Below are 19,017 nucleotides of genomic sequence, written 5' to 3' on the forward strand. Positions count from 1 at the left end.
CGCTCCTGTGCCATCACATCGCAATTACGCCAAAATCAGACGGTTCTTCGAGGTGTCCAAGTCATTCATGGTCTGTCTCCTCTGGGTCCGGAGCCAGCGGGGCAGGCCGGGAAGGTGGCCGATCCGTCTCGCTCTCTGGACCCGAAGATGCCGATGATGCATCGTTCGCACTAGCCAGCCGATTCCGGAACTGGCTGACGGAATATCCGAACGATGATGAAGCTGGATGGCTTGGCCGCCTTTGTCGCCACGGTGGACGAAACCTCGATCAGCGCGGCATCGCGGCGGCTGGGGCTGGCGAAGTCCGTGGTCAGCGAACGGCTGGCGGAACTGGAGCGGGCGCTGGGCGTCACCCTGCTCCAGCGCTCCACGCGCCGCCTCACCCTGACCAGCGCGGGGGAATCGCTGCTGCCGCGCGCGCGGCGCATCCTGCGCGAGCTGGAGGAAGCCGCCGCCGAGGTCGACGCCAGCAGCGGCAAGCTGGCGGGGCCGCTGCGGATCTCCGCGCCGGTAGGGTTCGGCGTGCTGCACCTCGGCCCGGCGATCGCGCGGTTCCTGCGCGACCATCCGGACATCGAGATGGCGCTGGAACTGGACGACGGTTTCGTCGATGCCGCCACCGGCGGGTTCGATGCCGTGCTGCGGCACGGCGCGATCGGCGACGGGCGGCTGATCGCGCGCCGGCTCGCCACCAGCCGCCGCCTGCTGGTCGCCTCCCCCGCCTATCTTGCGGCGCACGGCACGCCCGCCTCGCTGACCGACCTCGAGCGCCATCGCGGCGTGCTCTACGCCAACCGCTCGGGCGACTGGCGCTTCGCCGTGGGGTCCGCCTGGTCGGTGGTCCGGCCCCGCGCGGCGCTGCGCGTCAACAACGGGCTGGTGATGCGCGATGCCGCGCTGGCCGGGCTGGGCCTCGCCCTGTTGCCGACGTTCTTCGTCCACGCCGAAATCCGCAGCGGCGCGCTGGTGGAGGTCGACATCGGCTGGCCGGCGGAAGGCGCGGAACTGTTCCTGACCTACCCCCGCGATCACGGCGCCGCCCCCAAGATCCGCGCCCTGGGCGACAGCCTGCGCCGCAGCTTCGGCGACCCGCCGTACTGGGAGATGGCCTAGACTCCCGCAGCCGGGGCGAACCGGATGGAGATGGCGCTTATGGGATGGGAAGGTGGCGCACCCGACAGGATTCGAACCTGTGACCTCTGCCTTCTGAGGGCAGAGAACCTGGACTTCCAAGGATGCATGAGGACGATGAAACTACTGAAATAGCGTGAGGTTATATCCCTTCTTGTTTCCATGCGTCCCCATATGTATTCCATACTCATTCCATACGGAATTGAGCGAGGTAACAGGCGATGGCGTTGGACCTGAGCAAAGTTGGCAACCGTGACCGGCTGAAAGCGCAGCGTGAGCCGCATTGGCAGCGCCTGCGCGCAGGCTGCTTCCTTGGCTTCCGGCCTTCCAAGCGCGGAGGGAAGGGAACGTGGATTGCCCGCGTCTATGACGAGGATGCAGGCAAGTATCAGGTCAAGTCGCTGGGTGACTTCGGCACGCTACCCGGAAACGAGATGTTTGCGGCAGCCAAGCGCGAAGCCGAGAAGCTGGCAGAGTTGGTGGAATCGGGCGGGAAAATCCGCGCCAAGATGGAAACCGTTGCCGATGCCTGCCGCGAATATGCCGATGATCGACCGGAGGCAGCAAAGCGATTCCAGCGCTACGTATATGACGACGCAATCGCCAAGGTGAAGCTGGACAAGCTGCGCCGTCGTCATGTGCGGGAATGGCGGGATCGGATGGAAGCGCAACCCGCACTGGTGAGCCGCCGAAAGAAGGGCAATCCGGTCAAGCGGGATCGGGCACCATCCACCGTCAATCGCGACATGGCCGTACTGCGAGCCGCCTTGAGCAAGGTTCTCTCTCCCGGCGCTCCGAACAGCGAAGCTGCATGGCAGGAAGCCTTGAAGGCCATTCCCAACGCCGATGGGCGGCGCACCCTCTATCTGGACCGCACACAGCGCCGGAAGCTGATCGACAACACCGATGCAGAGGCAGCGCCGTTCGTTCATGCCCTCTGCCTTTTGCCGCTTCGCCCGGGCGCGATGGCGGCGTTGACGGCTGGCAACTTCGACAAGCGCACGGCGGAACTGACAATCGGCAAGGACAAGACCGGCAAGCCCCGGCGCATCCAGTTACCGCAAGAGGCTGCGCAGCTGCTTGCTAATCAGGCCAAGGGCAAGCTTCCAGCCGCTCCGCTGTTCATGCGCGCCAATGGCAAGGCATGGGACAAGAACACTTGGAAAAAACCCATCAATGCCGCCGTTGCCGCTGCTGATTTGCCAGCCAATACGACTGCCTACACCCTACGGCACAGCACCATCACCGACCTTGTGAGCGCGGGCTTGCCATTGCTCACCATCGCGCAGATTTCAGGCACCAGCGCCGAAATGATCGAACGGCACTATGGGCACCTTGCCAGCGATGCAGCGGTCAAGGCGCTCGGGGAACTGGCCCTATGAGCCAGCGCCCCTACCGTGGCAATGACCCTACCGAGCGAATGGACGGTGGCAGCGCCGCTGCGGTTCTCTAACCATGGCGAAGCCTCGCAATCGTCCAGATACGGTGAACTCGGCCTACTTTGCTGACGTTACCCCGCTTTGGGTTCGGCCTGCAATTCCAGACGTGCGCCCTGCTGATCCACCGATTGAAGAGCGATTCCACGCGGCTTGCTACTCACTTGCCGATTGGGCCAGTTCCCAACTACCTCGCAAATCTGACAAAGATTGGTCGGCAGATGAGACGGGCTTTTGGTCTCTACGCCATTACCTCATGGGAGCTTCCAAGCGCTGGCACGCCTACGATTGGCAAGCCGATAAGGATCTGATTGCCAGCCGAAAGCGGAACGAGAAGCACCGGGAGACGCTGGCAAAGACTACGCGCGCATTCCGGCAGTCAATAGGCAGATCAGCCTTCAGAAAGGCAGAGCGTGACCTGGGCGTTTCGATTGCCGCCGCGTTGTGCCCGGACGCCAAGATTGAGATGACATACGGGGATGGTTGCAACGCCATCGCAAATGCTCTGCGGGAATTTGAAAGCCAGTCATTGCGCCCCGACTGTTTCCCGGTCCGATTCGGCCCGCTGCTTTACGATAAGTTCCCTGCGCGCCTTCCCGGACGTGAGATTGCCATTGCGCTGGTGCTCGCAGACTTCGCGACAGGATTCCGCAAGGACAAACATCGAGCTGGCGGAATCCACTTCCCAAGAGCGCCCGTGCTGTCTTCCAAGCTGCCATGGAAAGCGATTGCCGAATTTGCGACGGCATCTTCCGATGATCCAGAGGCGGCAATCACTCCCGAAAACGTTGCAACGGGGGTCAGGAATTTGTGCGGAAAGGTGGCACGAATACTACGCTATCCCTGATTGCCGCAACGAGCGCGGGAATTTTCGTATCTTCATTGATCCAATTGCCGCCCCGTTCCGTGGAATCCCAAGCCATGCCCTGAGGCGCTGCGCAATTCCGCGTGATCCCTACAGCGGCATGGGAACCGACAATGACCCAACTGTTGACTGTGGCGGAATTCAAGGACCGCTACAAAATCAGCCACAGCGCCTTTTATCGCGAGGTCGCCGCCCACCGCATCTCTATCAGGAAAATCGGGCGGGCAACGCGCATCGCGCTTGCCGATGCGGAAGCATGGGCTGCCAGCCTGCCGACGCAAGGCGGGGAGGCGTCCAATGGCTGACCTGTTCGAAGTTGCCCCCAGCGCCGTTGCAGCGGCCCTGGGGGCGGGTGGCAATGGCTCGGGAGCCAATGGACGGGGTTCGCCCTATCATGCGCCTGAGCCGCCCCACAAGCGGCTTGTCGTGAAGGCTACCGGGCCGGAGGGCCAGCCGTTCACCGTGACGGGCCAAGCCGCCCGAACGCTGCTTGCACTGGTCAAGGCCGGCGCGGCTGGCGTGACGGCGCTGGGAATTGCCTCTTGGGCCTTCCGCCTGTCCCATTACGTCATGGTCCTGCGCCGCAAGCACCGGCTGGCAATCCCGATGCTTTGGGAAGCCCACGAAGGCGGCAAGCACGGGCGCTATGTTCTGCCGTCAACCGTGACCATCCTCGAAATCATTTCGGACTGACAGACGGGATCGAAGCGGGGCGGCTGGCGACGGTCGCCCCGTTTTTCGTTCACCGGATCAATCCCGCTGCCGGGAGTGACTTGCCTTGCGCAAGCGGAACAAGAACAAGCCAAACCAGACAGGCCGCAACCGCACGACGCGCTTTGCTCGGCTTGACCATAGCCTGTTGAACTCGCCAGCCTATCGCGCGCTCAGCGTCGCCGCCCGCGCCCTACTGGTCGAGCTGACCATGCTCGACAATGGCGAGAACAACGGGAGCCTCTATCTCAGCATTCGCGATGCAGCGGGCCGCCTTGGCATGGCCGACCTTTCCGCCGTTCGCAGTGCCTTCGATGAATTACAGGAACTCGGCTTCATCGAAATGACCGAGGATGCTTCCTTCCACGTCAAGGCCGCTGAGAAGTCCCGTGCCCGATGCTGGCGGTTGAACTGGCTGGCTGGTCCCGGTCGCAAAGGTCCGTCAATGACGTTCATGGAGCGCCAGCCGCAACCGGACACCAAGGCCCACAAGCGGATGGAGCGCGGAATGCGTGCCCTGAAGGCATATCGGAAGGACCGCGATTCAGGCCGATTGCCGGTATTGGATTCCGATACGCTGGCCGGAAACTGAAAGAACTGTCGGTAATCCCGGTATTGGAAACCGACACGCCGAAAGTCGAAAATGGCAGATTTCAGCCAATCAGCATCGTGTTGGTTTCCGACGCACACTCAGCTGCTACCATAGGTAGCCAAGCTGGACACCTCGAAGAACCGTCTGATTTTGGCGTAATTGCGATGTGATGGCACAGGAGCGGGTGGCGAGCTCCAGGCTTGGGTTGCTGATCTGCTTATTTTCTTGGCGGAGCCGGCTGCGTGGGCCGGTTTTTGGGTCACGCGGGCGCAGTACGCCCCTCAAGCCATGCGAGGCGCTGGAAGTTATAGGCAAGGTTGGCCATGCCGATCTTGATGCGGGCGCGGGCAATGCCGATGGTGCGCACGATCAGGCCCATGCGGTGCTTTTGCCCGGCAAAGACGTGTTCGACTGCCGAGCGGATGGCCGATCGCTTCGCATTGGCTCTGGCGACACGCTCGGGCATGGCACGGCGGTTCGGTTTGCGCTGGTGGATGTGGCTCTTGAACATGCCCCTCTCGAGAAAGGTTTCGTTTTTCTTCGACCGGTAGGCGGTATCAGCCCAGACGCCCGAACCGGTGTTGTTCGTGCTGATCAGGTCAGGCAACCGGGCGCCGTCATGGGCATTGGCGGCACTGGCATCCCAGGTCCGGATCAACCCGTGAGCCCGGTCGATGCCGATGTGGTTCTTGTAGCCGAACATCGGGATGGCGAGATCGACCGGCTTGAAGGCCTTGGGATCGGCACCCTCCTTCACCTTGGCCTTGGTGTACTTCACGCTCCAGCGGGCATCGCGATCCTTCTGACGGAGCCGGGCTGGCTTTGCCTTCCATGCCTCCGGGATCCGGCCGTCCTTGATCGCTGCCTTCTCCTCGTCGGTGTTCCGCTGCTTGGGGGCAGGCACAACGGTAGCATCGATGATCTGGCCGCCCATGGCGAGATAGCCCCGGTCGGTCAGTGCGGCATCGAAGCGGGCGAAGAGCTTGTCGATTGCCTTGGCTTGCACCAAGCGCTCGCGGAACAGCCACACCGTCGTTGCATCCGGCACCGTGCCATCGAGCCCAAGGCCCAGGAAGCGCTGGAACGACAAGCGATCCTTGATCTGGAATTCCGTCGCTTCGTCCGAAAGCGAATAGAGCGCCTGCAGCACCAGAATTTTGAACATCATCACCGGGTCAAACGGCGGCCGCCCGCCTTTGCCACGAACACTGCGGCGCAGAGCGGCGATCAATGGCCCCCGGAAAACCTCAAAGTCGACCACCCCGGACAGACGCTCCAACGGATCACCCGCTGCGCTCAAGGCCTCGTACCGGTTCGAAAGATCAAAGAAACCGGGCTGTCCCGCCATCATCGCCTCCGCTCATCCGCAAGGGCAGTGAATCAGGTCAGGCCGACAAGCGCCAGAGTTTTTCGAACCCTCCAGCTTGCAGGTGGTGAGCACGGTAGCGGGGACGACGCTCAGCGTATGGCTTGAGCCCGCTCACGCCCGTTTGAAGCGACCTTCACTCGGCTCCCGTTTGTTCTCCAGTTTGGGAAAAGCATAAAATTAGAAAGTGGCCGGTTTCCGGACTTTTTGGAGCGGTGACCTGCCGTTGGCAGCTTGTGGATAAAATACGACGGGACCCGATGGCGCAGGAATGAGGTAAAAAAAGAAAACGCCGGATTTCTGCCATTTTCCCGGCCCCATGTCCTCTACAGGGGCTTAACCATAAAATACCCTCAAGCCCAACTCGGCAGGTAGCGGGCATACTTTTTGGACCCACCAACAGCCTCGTCAGATTTGATCAACCCTGCCTCAATGGTCGCATTGATGATCTGGGTTGCCGTTGCAGACTGTCCCTCCGACAATCCAAAACGCTCCCGCAAGCTCTGGTTTGTCATCCTCTCCGACATAACATAGCGCAGGTCGCAATGCTGCCAGCAGGCACGAATCCTGTCGTTGCGGTCCATGTCCGAGAATGGGCGGGGTCCATGCACGATTACCACCGTCCGCTTGTGTCCAGCTCTGAATTCGGGAGCGGGAAGCTGGAAAAGCTCGGCCTGCTCCACAACTCGGTCAATGCCGCTGCTCTTCTCTTCGCAAATGCTCATACGGCGCATGAAATCCGCCAATCGTTCATTGCGGGACTGATACCCATCAATGAAGCGGGCGACTGGCACGATGGGTTCGCCGGGATTCGAAATCTCAAGCCGGTTGGCATAAATTTCGATCATTGGCCCAGCGCCCTGCATGGCCATTTCCTGATGGATCAATGCATTGGCAATAAGTTCGCGTACGCTCTCCATCGGCAGCAATTTCACTTGCTTGCGAAGGGCGTTCTCGATGACTTCGTTCTGCGGCAACTGTGCCATGACGAAATCCACCAATCCCTGAAAGCCGACCGCGTAGCCGCGTGCGCCGGTCTGGTCCAAGCGAGTTTCCGTTTTCCCGATGCCGGAATAGACGATGACACGTGCTGCCTTGCGGGACAGGTCGGGAAAAGAATCCAGCTTCTTGGCCAAAAGCAGGCCGCCAAGGCGCCGGATCGACCAGCCACCGTCGATCTTGTCGATCAGTCGTTCAGTGCGAAGCCGGTCCAGCACACCCGCTCGGTCTGAGGGGTAGGGCAACTTCATCAGTTCGAAGAATGTCTGGGTATCAAGCAGTTCGACAACCGCTTGGTCATCCAGGTTTGTGAGCGCTGGCTCCTCAAGCCAATCAGGGGCACCTTCGGCAAAAATGGCGCGCAGCCGATCTTCCGACATTGGCCGCAGGGATTCCCCGGATCGCATGAGATATTGCCCATCGAGATGATAGGCCGTGCCCCTGGGCCGCGATGGAATCTGGAATACCACAACCCGGCCATCGGGGTGCACCACCTCCTCTACATTCACGCGAAAGCCAATCTTGACGAACAGCTCATCGGCGGTCGCGACCAAGTTGGGAAAGGCTGAACTGCCAATGACCGGCCGGGGCAGATTGTCGCCTATGCCGAGCAAGAGAATACCCCCGCCTTCGTTGGCAATGGCGACGCAATATCGTGCCAGCTTCTCGCGGTCGTAGCTTGTCTTTGCCTCCTTGAACTCAAGGTGCTGGATTTCGGACGGGGCAGACCGCCAAACATCAATCTGGGCAGGTGTCGTAGCCATCCGTTTTTACAGTCCCTCAATCGTCGTCATGTCTGCGCTGTGTCGCCGCTCAACTGATGAAACTTCACCGTCGAAAGGTGACTAGGAATGGGCAGCAAGATAGCCCATTGCGAGCAGATTGGCATATTCATCGGAGTCCATAGCCATTCGGCACAATTCGTGGGCATGAATAATCGCATCGCGGTCTGTCTCAGGATCGAGTAGCCCACGTTGCAAGGCATCATCGAGCAAAATTGCCCAGGTTCTCGATGGCAGCCCTTGGACGTGGCAAAAAACACCGCCGTGCCTCAGGCAACTACAGAAGGTGCGAATTATGGCTGGCCAATTCTCATCGCGAGGATAGTATCTTTTCGCGAAGTTTCCGAACAAAATGGAGCATGCAAAACGTTCGCCGTGAGAAAGACGGATCCTTGCAAAAAGTACGATGAAAACGGCCATTGTTGCTTCGCTAATAATCCAGCTGGATCGCCGCGTAATATGATGACGAGTTATCCAACGGCTGACCCTGCTTAAGCGATATATTGCATCTTCATCTTTCGAGTTTCTTCCTGCCCAAGCCACGATCCTCATGACTGTGCCAAATGTTACGTCTCGCTCCATCGAAAGGTTCTTTGTTAGATATACTGCATCGTGTCGGCGCCAATTCTTCTTGAGCCAATCTTCACAATGCCCTTTGATTTCAGGAAACGATCCGCCTGCTTCTAGCCATGCCCTGTAGACGTGGCTGGCCTCTGGCGTGACGCCATGCTCGCCGACCCACTCCAGAAGCTTGTCCTTGACCTCGTCGCGGTCGCCTCCAGCATCTAGCCATGCGTTGTAGACGAATTGCGCCTCTGGCGTGACGCCATGCTCGCCGACCCACTCCAGAAGCTTGTCCTTGACCTCGTCGCGGTCGCCTCCAGCATCTAGCCATGCCTTGTAGACGTGGCTGGCCTTTGGCGTGACGCCATGCTCGCCGACCCACTCCAGAAGCTTGTCCTTGACCTCGTCGCGGTCGCCTTCAGCATCTAGCCATGCCTTATAGACGAATTGCGCCTCTGGCGTGACGCCATGCTCGCCGACCCACTCCAGAAGCTTGTCCTTGACCTCGTCGCGGTCGCCTTCAGCATCTAGCCATGCCTTGTAGACGTGGCTGGCCTTTGGCGTGACGCCATGCTCGCCGACCCACTCCAGAAGCTTGTCCTTGACCTCGTCGCGGTCGCCTCCAGCATCTAGCCAAGCCTTGTAGACGAAGCTTGCACAGGTTTGACCGCCGTTCAAATGGAGCCAATTGCAGACTGCCTCACGCAATGCCTCGGGCGTTTCACCCGAGTTCAGCATCCGGACTAGTAGGAAATGCGTTTGCTCTTTGGTCGGAAACAGTTTGATGTTTTCGAACGCTCGATCCCGGAAACGAGCGTGATCGAAGCTATAGGCACGACTTAGAATGAAATTCGAGGATTTCTGTTGCGTGCACACCTCATCCAGAAGGTCGCCGATTGCCCCCGGCACAATTAGTTCGACGCCTTCCCCACGTGCTTTGACTACCTCATCTGCAATGTGAGCAAGACCGATATGCAGGGTTGGCTCCAACCTTATTGTCTCAGCAAGCTTGGGTGAATTAGCAACAAGGCTCAATTTTCCCTGAATCTTCAGTATTGGGCCGCCGAGCAATTGGCTTGCCGACGCTGCGGTCTGCTCGGGATGCAGCGCAGACAATGTCTTCAGTACTTGTCCGCCATCAATCGCGGCGAACCCAGGATGGCTTTGTAGACGAGCAACAACTGTCAGAGCGTGTGGCAAATCTTGCGCGTCTGCTGCGGTCATCAATAAGTTCTGTAGCCGCACATTCGTTGCCGTTTCGGCCTCGAACACCCACCTTGCCAAAAGTGCATCCGCCAAGATGTCATGAGCAGCGACGAGCTGCCCATCGATGTTCTCGACCCAACGATCTGTCACAAGCAGATCGATGAGAGCGCCATGCGATTTTCTGAACCGGGCTTGTTGCTCAATTGGGATGGGCAAAGCCAAAGCCAACGATGCCAAATCTTCCTCTCTTGCAGACTTGACGCTGACAAGAGCGGAAATTCGCTTGTTCGACCAACTGTGGAAGTCCTGATTGCCGAGCAAGGCACCGAACTGTGCATCGAACTGTGGGCGATCAACGCGAAAAAGATAAACAGCAAAAGCGGCAAGGGCGGGTATTCCTCGACAGACCGATGACAAGGCATCTGCATCCGGGAATTCTTCGAGTTCAATGATCGAATGGACCACCCATTCCAGATAGGCGCTTCCGCCCGCAGATTGTGAAGTGAGGGAATTGATGTCGGGATTCAGAACTTCGAGATCGTCGCGTATCCTGTTGGTTGCACTGGCTCGCCCGGTCGCAATGAGCCGAATGTTGTGGCCAGCCTGTTCGATCAGATTTGCGACTGCATCTGCGATTTCAGCCAACCTTTGGGCAGCTTCTGCATAGTCGACCAAAAGAAGGATCGATGCCTTGGCTGGGTAAGCTTTTGCCAAGGCGATGACTGAGTCGGCAGAGGCACCTCGTTCCAACCAGTACCCATCAAAGCCTCTGATTTCCTCGGTTAGTTTGCCCGCAAGTTCATGCGCAAGCCGGGTCTTGCCGACCCCTCCGGGCCCGCTAAGGACGAGAGCAGTTAGCTCGCCGGTAGTGATGCCATCCAACAAATCGGCTTCGCCGCGCTTGACTTGAACGCCGTGTTGGGCAGCAAACCTATCCCGTGAAAAATAGGCAAGTCCGCCTCCGTCCAAGAAGCCGCGAAAGGATTGTCCTCTCCTTCCGGACCGATCGAATAGGCTCACCCCCACGGGCAAGCCTTGGAACCATCGGAAAGCAAGGGATGGACATAGGATCAACTCCGAATGGAACCAGTCCCAGGGCAGTACGCGCACTGCGCCTTCGGTTTCAGCCAGATGACGGACCGCCTCAACGCCATTACCGACAAGTTCAGAAAAATCAGCCGCGATCAGCTTCTCAAGTTTGGCAACGTCTTTCTTAGTCAAGCTAACCGTGCAACAAAATCTGTAGCGTCGGATCGGTCTATCGGGATCAAGCCAGGTTCGATATGGAGAATCGGGGCTTGCCGAAGGATCGGCTGCAAGTTTTGGCAGGTGCTTCTTTAGGTGGCCATAGACCTCCTTCCAGCGTTCCTTTGCTTCACTGAAGCCACCAGCACCAATGTATTTGCATTCTGCAATAGTGGTCGATCCAGGATCACTATAATGATCAATTAGGTCGATCGCTCCATCGCGCCCACACCTCAGGCTTGAGAGGAACCCCGCCTCTTCCGCGGCCACACGGAAGCATTCAAGCACAAAACGCTCGAAGTCATGGCCGTTTGCGTGGCGACAACTACGATGGCCGGTTGAGCGGCAACTATGATGGCCGGTAGGATCGGTTGTCTGGGCTGATCGTAGGGAGGGGCGTAGCCCCGACCGGAGAGCGGACCAGACAACCGGTGGCGATCTTTTTCCCCTTCTTTCGGGGGGGCTGATCGGGGCTGTGGCGGGCGGTGGTATCGGAACACTCATCGAACAACGAGCGATGGGTTTGCGATGCCGGGCCACCACATTTCCGATCAGCAGGTATTTCTCTTCATGACCCATCGTCGCCAACACACCCAGGCCGTCGCGGCTGCCAAGGCCGGTATCAGCGAGCGCAGCGCACGCCGGATCGAGAACGATCCGCAGCTTCCGTCCCAGAAGAAGAAGGAGCGCCACTGGCGCACCCGCGCCGATCCGCTCGAGCCATTCTGGCCACGCGTCGAGGAGTTGCTCCAGATCGACGGTATCATTGCCGTCACGGTCTTCGAGACGCTCCAGGACGAGTTCGGCGAGGATGCTGTTCCCGATGCGATACGACGAACACTTGAACGCCGGATCGCCCGCTGGCGGGCACTGCACGGCGGCGAGAAGGAGATCTTCTTCCCGCAGCATCATGAGCCCGGTCGGCAGGGCCTGTCGGATTTCACGGTATGCGACAGTCTCAAGGTCACCGTTGCCGGCGAGACCCTGGCCTATCGCCTTTACCACTTCCGCTTGGCGGCGAGTGGCTGGGAGCATGCGGCTGTCGTGCTGGGCGGGGAGAGCTTTGCCGCCCTTTCGGAGCACCTGCAGGATGCCTTGTGGAAGCTGGGCGGCGCGCCGGCCGAACACCGCAGCGATTCCCTGTCAGCCGCCTACAAAAACCTCGACGCCGATGCGCAGCGGGATTTTACCCGAAGCTATGACGAGCTGTGCCGTCATTACGGCATGCTCGCTACCCGCAACAACCGCGGCGAGGCGCACGAGAACGGATCGATCGAAGGTCCCCATGCCCATCTCAAGCGACGGCTCGATCAGGCCTTACGCCGGCGGGGAAGCCGCGATTTCGTCAGCATCGAGGCCTGGCGCGAGTTCGTTGAGGCGCAGGTCGCCAGACAGAACCGGCGGCATGCTGCGCACATCGATGCAGAACGCAGGGTACTCAAGGCGCTGCCCGCAAGGCGAACCACCGATTTCGCCATGGTCACCGTCGATGTCACCCGCAACGGCACCGTCGCCATCGATCGGGTTACCTATTCGGTGCCTTCCCGCCTCGTCGGACGGCGCCTCAACGCGCATCTCTTTGACGATCGCATTGAGCTCTTCCTCGGTCCGGACAGGGTAATGTCCACGCCGCGTGTGCGGATCAGCCATCCCCACCGGGGGCACAGCATCGATTTCCGGCACATGATCGGTAACCTGCGCCGCAAGCCTGGTGCGCTGCGCAACCTCGTCTACCGCGAAGCCCTGTTCCCCGATCACGCCTACCGGCGGGCCTGGCAAGCCTTCGATGCCCAACTCGATGGACGGCAGGCCTGCCGCGATGCCGTCGCGCTGCTCGATATCGCCGCCAGGGGCGACTGTGTCGACGTGCTGGCCCGGCGGATCGATGAGGCACTCGACAGAGGGCGCTTGCCCGATGTCGATGCGCTCAGGGACGAGTTCCTGCCAACCGCAAGATCGCAGCGCGATGTCACTATCCCGCCTCCCGATCTGCACAGCTACAACAGCTTGATCGCCAGCGGGGAGGTGTACTGATGACCCGCACCAAGGACCAGGCCGCCGCCGTGCTGCCTACCCTGCTCAAGGCCTTGCGCCTGCCGAGTATCAACCGCAACTGGAAGCGCCTCACCGACACCGCCGATCGCGATGGCTGGCCGGCCGCCAACCTGCTGGCCTCGCTTCTCGAGATCGAGATGGCCGATCGCTCCTCCCGGCGCATCCAGCGCCATCGCGACCAGTCCGGCTTGCCCGCAGGCAAGACCTTCGCCACCTTCGATTTCGACGCAGCCCCCGGCATCCGCAAACCGCACCTCTTGTCCCTCGCCGCCGGTGACGACTGGATCGAGAGCGGCGGCAACCTGCTGCTGTTCGGCCAGAGCGGGACCGGCAAGACGCACGCAGTTGCTGCCATTGGTCATGCCCTCATCGACACGGGGCGGCGCGTCCTGTTCTGCTCCACCACCGACATGGTCCAGAAGCTCCAGTCCGCGCGCCGCGACCTCAGCCTACCCGCCATGCTCGACAAGCTCGACAAGTTCGATCTCATCGTGCTCGACGATCTGTCCTACGTCCGCAAGGACCAGGTCGAGACCAGCGCCTTGTTCGAGCTCATCGCCCACCGCTACGAACGCCACTCGCTCGCCATTACCGCCAACCAGCCATTTTCGGCATGGGACAACGTCTTCCCTGATCCCGCTATGACTGTCGCCGCGATCGACCGCCTCGTGCACCACTCGATCATCATCGAGATGAACGGCGAAAGCTACCGCAAACGTTCCGCCGTCGCCCGTATCAACGCCGGCGATTACGACCCGCCGAATGGCGCCCCGGACCGGCCATCATAATTGTCGCTGGCTTCGCGCTCGGGAGCACCCTTGCTGAGGCAACGGGTAATTGTCGCCAGCGGCAATTACATGCCAACCATCCCATGCGCTTCAGACCCTCGCTTCCGGCCAGCGTCAGCGACAATTACCCAGCGTCGTAATTGTCGCTCGACGGTTGCTCCCCGCAACAGCAAATGGTAGCCAGAATTCACCAACCGGCGCGGCCACCTATCGGCCATCATAATTGACGCCGACCGGACTCCGTAATCGTCGCGCTACAGCCGTTGTCGCCCGTGTTCTCTGCACGACTTTGAAAGTACCAATGGTTGTCTGCCATTCGAGATGAATGGGACGATTCGGCTGGTGGATCAAGGGAACTGGTTGGGGAAGGGGCTGGCGGACATCTGCAATGCTTTCAAAGTTGCCACGATTGACGCAGAGGCAAGCACTCCGGCTGCCACTGCTCAAACTGAAACTTCTAACTGCACCAATACCCTTCAACATCGGCAGGCTGACAAAATGCGGTCTCAATGCGCTTAGCTGTGATGAAGCCGACCGGTAGGACCCGCAATTTCCTCGCTGCCGTTGCGCATCCCAGTTAGTCAAATCCGGGTCGCGGTCACGCAAGCGTTGTGCCGTCTGTGAATAGCGCATTTCTGCGGTTCTCGATGACCGTTGACTTGAATTTGATTGAAGATTCGGCGGCCGGTCAAATCTGATTGAGAAGCTGCCATCGCGGGAATTGCCCTTTATTCTGCCATTTCCAGCCGCGATTTGTCGCGTAGGGTGTGTATCGAACTGCACAAGCCGCGAACGGGTGCCTTGCCTGAAATCGGTAGCCTGCTCCGCGATTCATTCCGGCCCGGATCAGCGATGCCGCAACCGGGAAGCTGCGCCGCCCCAGCGGGCCATCGTGCCCCCTTGTTTTCCATACTCATTCCATACGGAACGATTGGAGGCAGCCTAAGCTATTGAAAAACTGGCGCCCCGTGCTGGATAAACATAACGAATATGTGTCGCCGTTCGTACTACTATAGCGCCGCAGCGCGACGCTGTTCATCGTCTTTTACCGCCGCGTCAAACCGCCAGCGCTACAGACTAGGTTAGGGCCAAAGCGGCCGCCTAGAGCAACAGGCCTTGTGATTGCGATCTGAACGCAGGCGATGCTGGCGGTTCCTGCTAGGAATCGGGCTTACGCTTCGCGAAACCGCGTCACCGTGTTGGTTGCCTTGCCATGGGAGCAATCGCACGAGACGACGCCACACATTGCCTAGTTGACAAACATCATATGAACACATATTCATGTGTTCATTCACTTTCTATGAAAGCTCTGTAATGGCCCATTCGCACGCAGATCATGGTCATGGCCACGATCACGATCATTCGCATACGCCGACCATCACCAGCGCCAACGAACGCAAGGTACTTTTGTCGTTCGGTCTGATCTTCACCTTCATGGTGGTCGAAGTGGTTGGCGGGCTGCTTTCTGGTTCGCTCGCCCTGCTGGCGGATGCGGGGCATATGGTGACGGACGCTGCCGCGTTGGCGCTCGCTTACGCGGCCTTTCGTTTTGGTCAGCGCGGAGCCGATTCCAAGCGCACCTTCGGCTATCTGCGGTTCGAGGTGGTTGCGGGTTTCGTCAACGCCGTCACTTTGTTCGCGATCGTAGGCTGGATCGTCTATGAAGCTTGGGAACGCTTTCAGGAGCCGCAGCCGATCCTCGCGGGGCCTATGTTCGCCGTCGCGGTCGCGGGGCTGCTGGTCAATATCCTCGTATTCTGGATTCTGACGCGCGGCGATAGCGAGCACGTCAACATCAAGGGTGCGGCGCTGCACGTCATGGGCGACCTGCTCGGTTCGGTTGGTGCCGTAGGTGCTGCGGTGGTGATCTATTTGACCGGCTGGACGCCGATCGATCCGATCCTGTCGGTTGTCGTCTCCATCCTGGTCTTGCGTAGTGCATGGAAACTGGCCGCCAAGTCGCTTCATATCCTGCTCGAAGGCGCACCCGACGGTGCTGCACCGGAGAAGATCGAGCGTCATCTTCTGGAGCAGGTGCCCGGCGTTGCGGCAGTCAGTCATATCCATGTGTGGTCGATCACGTCGGGCCGCACGCTGGCGACGATGCACATTCGTCCCAAGAGCGACGCTGAGGCCCGCGTGGTCGTGCGTGCGGTCGAGCGCGAGCTGGAGCACCAATTCGAGATTGAGCACGCTACTGTGGCGGTCGACTGGAACGAGGAAGGCGAAACGTGCAGCCTGGCGCCGGGCAACAAGCGGGACAATGGGCATGGACACGACGAGAAGCATGACCATTCCGCTCACGGCCACGGCACGTCAGGAACGGGTTGTTCCCACTAGGGGTTATTGAAAATGGCAGACCAACCAAATGCCCGCCGGAATGTCGCCGTCCTTACGGCCGCGCAAGCCTTGGGCGGCGCCAGCCCGCCCATCGTGATGTCGCTCGGTGGGTTGGTTGGTCAAGACCTTGCGCCCGATCCCGCATGGGTGACTTTCCCTGTCAGCCTGTTCGGTCTCGGCCTTGCAATCGGAACGCTACCTGCCGCCTTCGTCATGCGGCGTTGGGGGCGGCGAAATGGCTATGTATTCGGGGCTCTGATCGGGATTATCGGAGGCTTGATCGCCGCATTCGGGATCTTCTCCCGTTCATTTGAGATATTTTGCGCCGGCACCTTCGCTGCCGGCTTCTATAGCTCCTACGTCCAAAGCTATCGTTTCGCGGCCGCGGATGCCGCAGAAGGCGCGTGGAAAGCCAAGGCGATTTCGTGGGTGATGGTGGGTGGCCTTGCCGGTGCTGTCGTGGGGCCTCAACTCGTCATCTGGACGCGAGATGCGCTCGGCGGCGCTCCTTATGCCGGCAGTTTTCTCAGTCAGGCGCTGCTGCCAGTGATCGCTATTCCGATCCTCCTCATGCTACGCGCACCGCGCGCGGATACGGGCGGCGATTCTGAAAGCGGCGGTCGGTCGCTGCTTCAGATATTGTTGATGCCGCGGTACATGTTGGCGGTGGCAACAGGCGTCGTTTCCTACGGCGTCATGGCTTTCGTCATGACCGCCGCACCGGTTGCCATGGTTAACAACGGGCATTCGGTGGACGACGCCGCGCTTGGTATCCAATGGCACCTGCTTGCGATGTTTGCGCCGAGCTTTTTCACCGGCAGGCTGATGGCGCGCTTCGGCAAAGAGAGAGTCACGGCGATTGGCCTCATTCTGCTCGCTGCCTCGGGCGTCGTCGCGCTGGGCGGCTTGGAACTCTCGAACTTCTGGTTCTCGCTAGCCCTGCTCGGGATCGGCTGGAACTTCAGCTTTATCGGTGCGACCGCAATGGTGACAGATTGCCATAGTCCAGCCGAGCGCGCGAAAGCGCAAGGCGCGAACGACTTCATGGTCTTTGGGACCACTGCCCTCGTTTCCTTCCTTGCTGGCTCGATCCTGCACAGCTCCGGTTGGGCCGCGATAAACTGGTTGATCTTCCCTGTGATCGTCGCGGGCCTTGTTCCCCTACTGCTTCGACAAGCTGGCTCCGCGAACGCTAAGGAGTGATTGTTGGAGACTAGCTATCGCGCGGTCGCGGGACAGTACATTACGCATGTACACATCGTCATGTATTCATGTATGCGAGAGCCATGATGAACGACACCGCAGCCCCAGTAGATCACGACAATCCCGAGCATTCCTTGGGGCTGTCTGGTCAAGGTGTAACGACCCTGACTGAAACCTTCAGGCTGCTGGGTGATCCTTCTCGCCTGCGCATCCTGCTTTATTGCTTGCAAAGTCCGCGATCGGTCGGCGACATCGCAAAAAGCCTTAACTTGTCTCAAACGCTGGTGAGCCATCACTTGCGCCTCCTGCGCGGCGCGCGCTTGGTCCGAAGCGAACGGCAAGCCAAGCAGATATTCTATGAAGTGGCCGATGCTCATGTGAGCACCATGCTCATCGATATGGCGAGCCATATTGTTGAGGATCACGGCGACGACTGATCGCGCGTTCGTGGATCGGCCGCGTGCCTTCCGGCGCAGTCGTATCCTTGATCGGCTGGTCGGGACCGACAACCGCCTTCACGGTTGGAGCCGGCATGGGATTTGCGCTGGGTAGCGAGACATGCGGCGGCGGAATGACAGTCCTGTCGGGTATCGGCTTGGGTTAATCCTGCTGAATCTCTTCTGGCCGGGCGGCTTCTCTTCGACCGGTACTGGCGGAGCGGCGGGCGGTGCCACGTTGAACACGCCGAGATGCGTCGGCTCTTTCAAGACATGGTAATGGTCCAGGAATTCAGCGTCACGCCGACGATCGCCATAGCAACCACCGTCACCCCGCCCATGCCTAACAATCACTACCTGCGCTGAAGTTCGACCACATCGTGACGCGCGGCTGTGCCTTGCGTCACCGTCGCACGTGCGAAATGCTCATCGAAAACCTCGTCGATCGTAACCTGGGCGACTTTGGTGCGGGTGAACGTGGGGCTTCCCTTCGAGGGGCCGGGTCGTTGGCTGATTCGATAGACATCCAGCACCTGGGCGGCTGTTGCGCCATCAGCTTTGCCGATACAGAGGACGGCTTGCGTCCCGTCGAGCGAGACGATCTGGCCACGCATGAAGATCGTATGGCCGATGCCCTGGGCGATTGCGGGCGGAGCGGCGAGAGGCGCGGCGCACAGGAGGGCAACAGCGGCGATGGTGCGTAGGCTCATGCATTATCCCCTTTCAGTGGACGGTTTAAAGTCGAAGAAACGTCAATCTTCGCGCTCGCCCTGCCTTTCGGGCAACGCCGCGAGATGTGCGAGAATCGGGCAATCGGTCGCCGGCGCATTCACGGGACACTCGTCAGCTAGGCGCTGTAGCGCCGCCTCGATCTGCGATAGGTCAGAGATCTGGCTTTTGAACTCGGCGATCTTGCGCTGGGTTATGTCGAGCACGTCTGCGGCGCGCGCGGTATCGGAGCTGTGCAGCGACAACAGCGTGCCGATCTCCTTCAGCGTGAAGCCAAGATGCTTGCCCTTGCGGATAAAGCGCACCCGCTCAACGTCACGCGCATCGTAGATGCGATAGCCCGCCGCTGTGCGGCCGGGATCGGCGAGCAGGCCATGCCGCTCGTAATAGCGGATGGTGTCGGCTCGCACGCCGACAGATTTTGCAAAGGCGCCGATGGTAAGGCCGTTGGTCATGGCCTGCTTCCCTGCACCTTGGACCATAGTCCAAGGTCAAGCTGTTTTTTTGACGAGGCGGAGGATCGGCGGCCTGTGTCGTCATAACGACCAATAGCGAATGCGACCCTTGA

Annotated in this window: 16 protein-coding genes and 1 tRNA gene; 11 read left to right on the forward strand and 6 right to left on the reverse strand. The window is 59.9% G+C overall.

Annotation, left to right across the window (positions count from 1 at the left end; all coding sequences use genetic code 11):
* The first annotated feature begins 213 nt into the window (after positions 1 to 213).
* On the forward strand, positions 214 to 1,113 hold the full coding sequence (locus tag FA702_RS10275; RefSeq protein ID WP_136956067.1) for a LysR family transcriptional regulator: 900 nt from the start codon (positions 214 to 216) through the stop codon (positions 1,111 to 1,113).
* A 53-nt stretch (positions 1,114 to 1,166) separates the two neighbouring features.
* On the opposite strand, the gene FA702_RS10280 is transcribed toward FA702_RS10275, so the two are convergent.
* A tRNA-Leu gene (locus FA702_RS10280) sits at positions 1,167 to 1,239 on the reverse strand.
* A 113-nt stretch (positions 1,240 to 1,352) separates the two neighbouring features.
* On the opposite strand from FA702_RS10280, the gene FA702_RS10285 reads away from it, so the two are divergent.
* From FA702_RS10285 to FA702_RS10305, 5 genes are all read left to right on the forward strand, one after another.
* Positions 1,353 to 2,513, forward strand: a complete 1,161-nt coding sequence (locus FA702_RS10285) for a tyrosine-type recombinase/integrase (protein ID WP_136956068.1) — start codon at positions 1,353 to 1,355, stop codon at positions 2,511 to 2,513.
* Positions 2,514 to 2,586: 73 nt separating this feature from the next.
* Complete coding sequence (locus tag FA702_RS10290; RefSeq protein WP_136956069.1) at positions 2,587 to 3,414, forward strand: hypothetical protein; 828 nt, start codon at positions 2,587 to 2,589, stop codon at positions 3,412 to 3,414.
* 131 nt (positions 3,415 to 3,545) lie between these two features.
* The gene (locus tag FA702_RS10295; protein WP_136956070.1) at positions 3,546 to 3,737 is read left to right on the forward strand and encodes a hypothetical protein; all 192 of its coding nucleotides are present in this window, start codon (positions 3,546 to 3,548) and stop codon (positions 3,735 to 3,737) included.
* Complete coding sequence (locus FA702_RS10300; protein WP_136956071.1) at positions 3,730 to 4,125, forward strand: hypothetical protein; 396 nt, start codon at positions 3,730 to 3,732, stop codon at positions 4,123 to 4,125. Before FA702_RS10295 ends, FA702_RS10300 begins: the two co-directional genes overlap by 8 nt.
* A gap of 85 nt (positions 4,126 to 4,210) precedes the next feature.
* Entirely contained in the window at positions 4,211 to 4,735 is a 525-nt protein-coding gene (locus FA702_RS10305) for a hypothetical protein (protein WP_136956072.1), read from the forward strand.
* Between the two features lie 259 nt (positions 4,736 to 4,994).
* On the opposite strand, the gene FA702_RS10310 is transcribed toward FA702_RS10305, so the two are convergent.
* From FA702_RS10310 to FA702_RS10320, 3 genes are all read right to left on the reverse strand, one after another.
* Positions 4,995 to 6,083, reverse strand: a complete 1,089-nt coding sequence (locus tag FA702_RS10310; protein WP_136957250.1) for an IS5 family transposase — start codon at positions 6,081 to 6,083, stop codon at positions 4,995 to 4,997.
* 371 nt (positions 6,084 to 6,454) lie between these two features.
* Positions 6,455 to 7,864 (reverse strand): ATP-binding protein, encoded by a 1,410-nt coding sequence (locus FA702_RS10315; protein WP_136956073.1) that lies wholly within the window; start codon positions 7,862 to 7,864, stop codon positions 6,455 to 6,457.
* Between the two features lie 81 nt (positions 7,865 to 7,945).
* Positions 7,946 to 11,167, reverse strand: a complete 3,222-nt coding sequence (locus FA702_RS10320; RefSeq protein ID WP_136956074.1) for an ATP-binding protein — start codon at positions 11,165 to 11,167, stop codon at positions 7,946 to 7,948.
* A 300-nt stretch (positions 11,168 to 11,467) separates the two neighbouring features.
* On the opposite strand from FA702_RS10320, the gene istA reads away from it, so the two are divergent.
* The 5 genes from istA (at position 11,468) to FA702_RS10345 (ending at position 17,720) form a co-directional block, all read left to right on the forward strand.
* A complete protein-coding gene (gene istA / locus FA702_RS10325; protein WP_162832905.1) occupies positions 11,468 to 12,931 on the forward strand; it encodes an IS21 family transposase in 1,464 nt (487 codons plus the stop codon).
* Positions 12,931 to 13,740: an IS21-like element helper ATPase IstB gene (gene istB / locus FA702_RS10330; protein ID WP_009823666.1), complete on the forward strand. Its 810-nt coding sequence runs from the start codon at positions 12,931 to 12,933 to the stop codon at positions 13,738 to 13,740. Before istA ends, istB begins: the two co-directional genes overlap by 1 nt.
* A 1,314-nt stretch (positions 13,741 to 15,054) precedes the next feature.
* The gene (locus tag FA702_RS10335; RefSeq protein WP_136956075.1) at positions 15,055 to 16,080 is read left to right on the forward strand and encodes a cation diffusion facilitator family transporter; all 1,026 of its coding nucleotides are present in this window, start codon (positions 15,055 to 15,057) and stop codon (positions 16,078 to 16,080) included.
* Positions 16,081 to 16,092: 12 nt separating this feature from the next.
* A complete protein-coding gene (locus tag FA702_RS10340) occupies positions 16,093 to 17,283 on the forward strand; it encodes an MFS transporter (protein ID WP_136956076.1) in 1,191 nt (396 codons plus the stop codon).
* A gap of 86 nt (positions 17,284 to 17,369) precedes the next feature.
* A complete protein-coding gene (locus FA702_RS10345; RefSeq protein WP_136957350.1) occupies positions 17,370 to 17,720 on the forward strand; it encodes a metalloregulator ArsR/SmtB family transcription factor in 351 nt (116 codons plus the stop codon).
* Positions 17,721 to 18,073: 353 nt separating this feature from the next.
* Here the strand turns inward: FA702_RS10345 and FA702_RS10350 are convergent, their stop codons facing one another.
* Both FA702_RS10350 and FA702_RS10355 read right to left on the reverse strand, forming a co-directional pair.
* Positions 18,074 to 18,430 carry a hypothetical protein gene (locus tag FA702_RS10350; protein WP_136956077.1) on the reverse strand — a complete coding sequence of 119 codons (357 nt, stop codon included), beginning with the start codon at positions 18,428 to 18,430 and terminating at the stop codon, positions 18,074 to 18,076.
* Positions 18,431 to 18,472: 42 nt separating this feature from the next.
* Positions 18,473 to 18,904, reverse strand: coding sequence for a heavy metal-responsive transcriptional regulator (locus FA702_RS10355; RefSeq protein WP_136956078.1), 432 nt, complete (start codon positions 18,902 to 18,904; stop codon positions 18,473 to 18,475).
* Positions 18,905 to 19,017: the final 113 nt, after the last annotated feature.

The organism is Novosphingobium sp. EMRT-2, from assembly GCF_005145025.1.
GTDB lineage: Bacteria > Pseudomonadota > Alphaproteobacteria > Sphingomonadales > Sphingomonadaceae > Novosphingobium.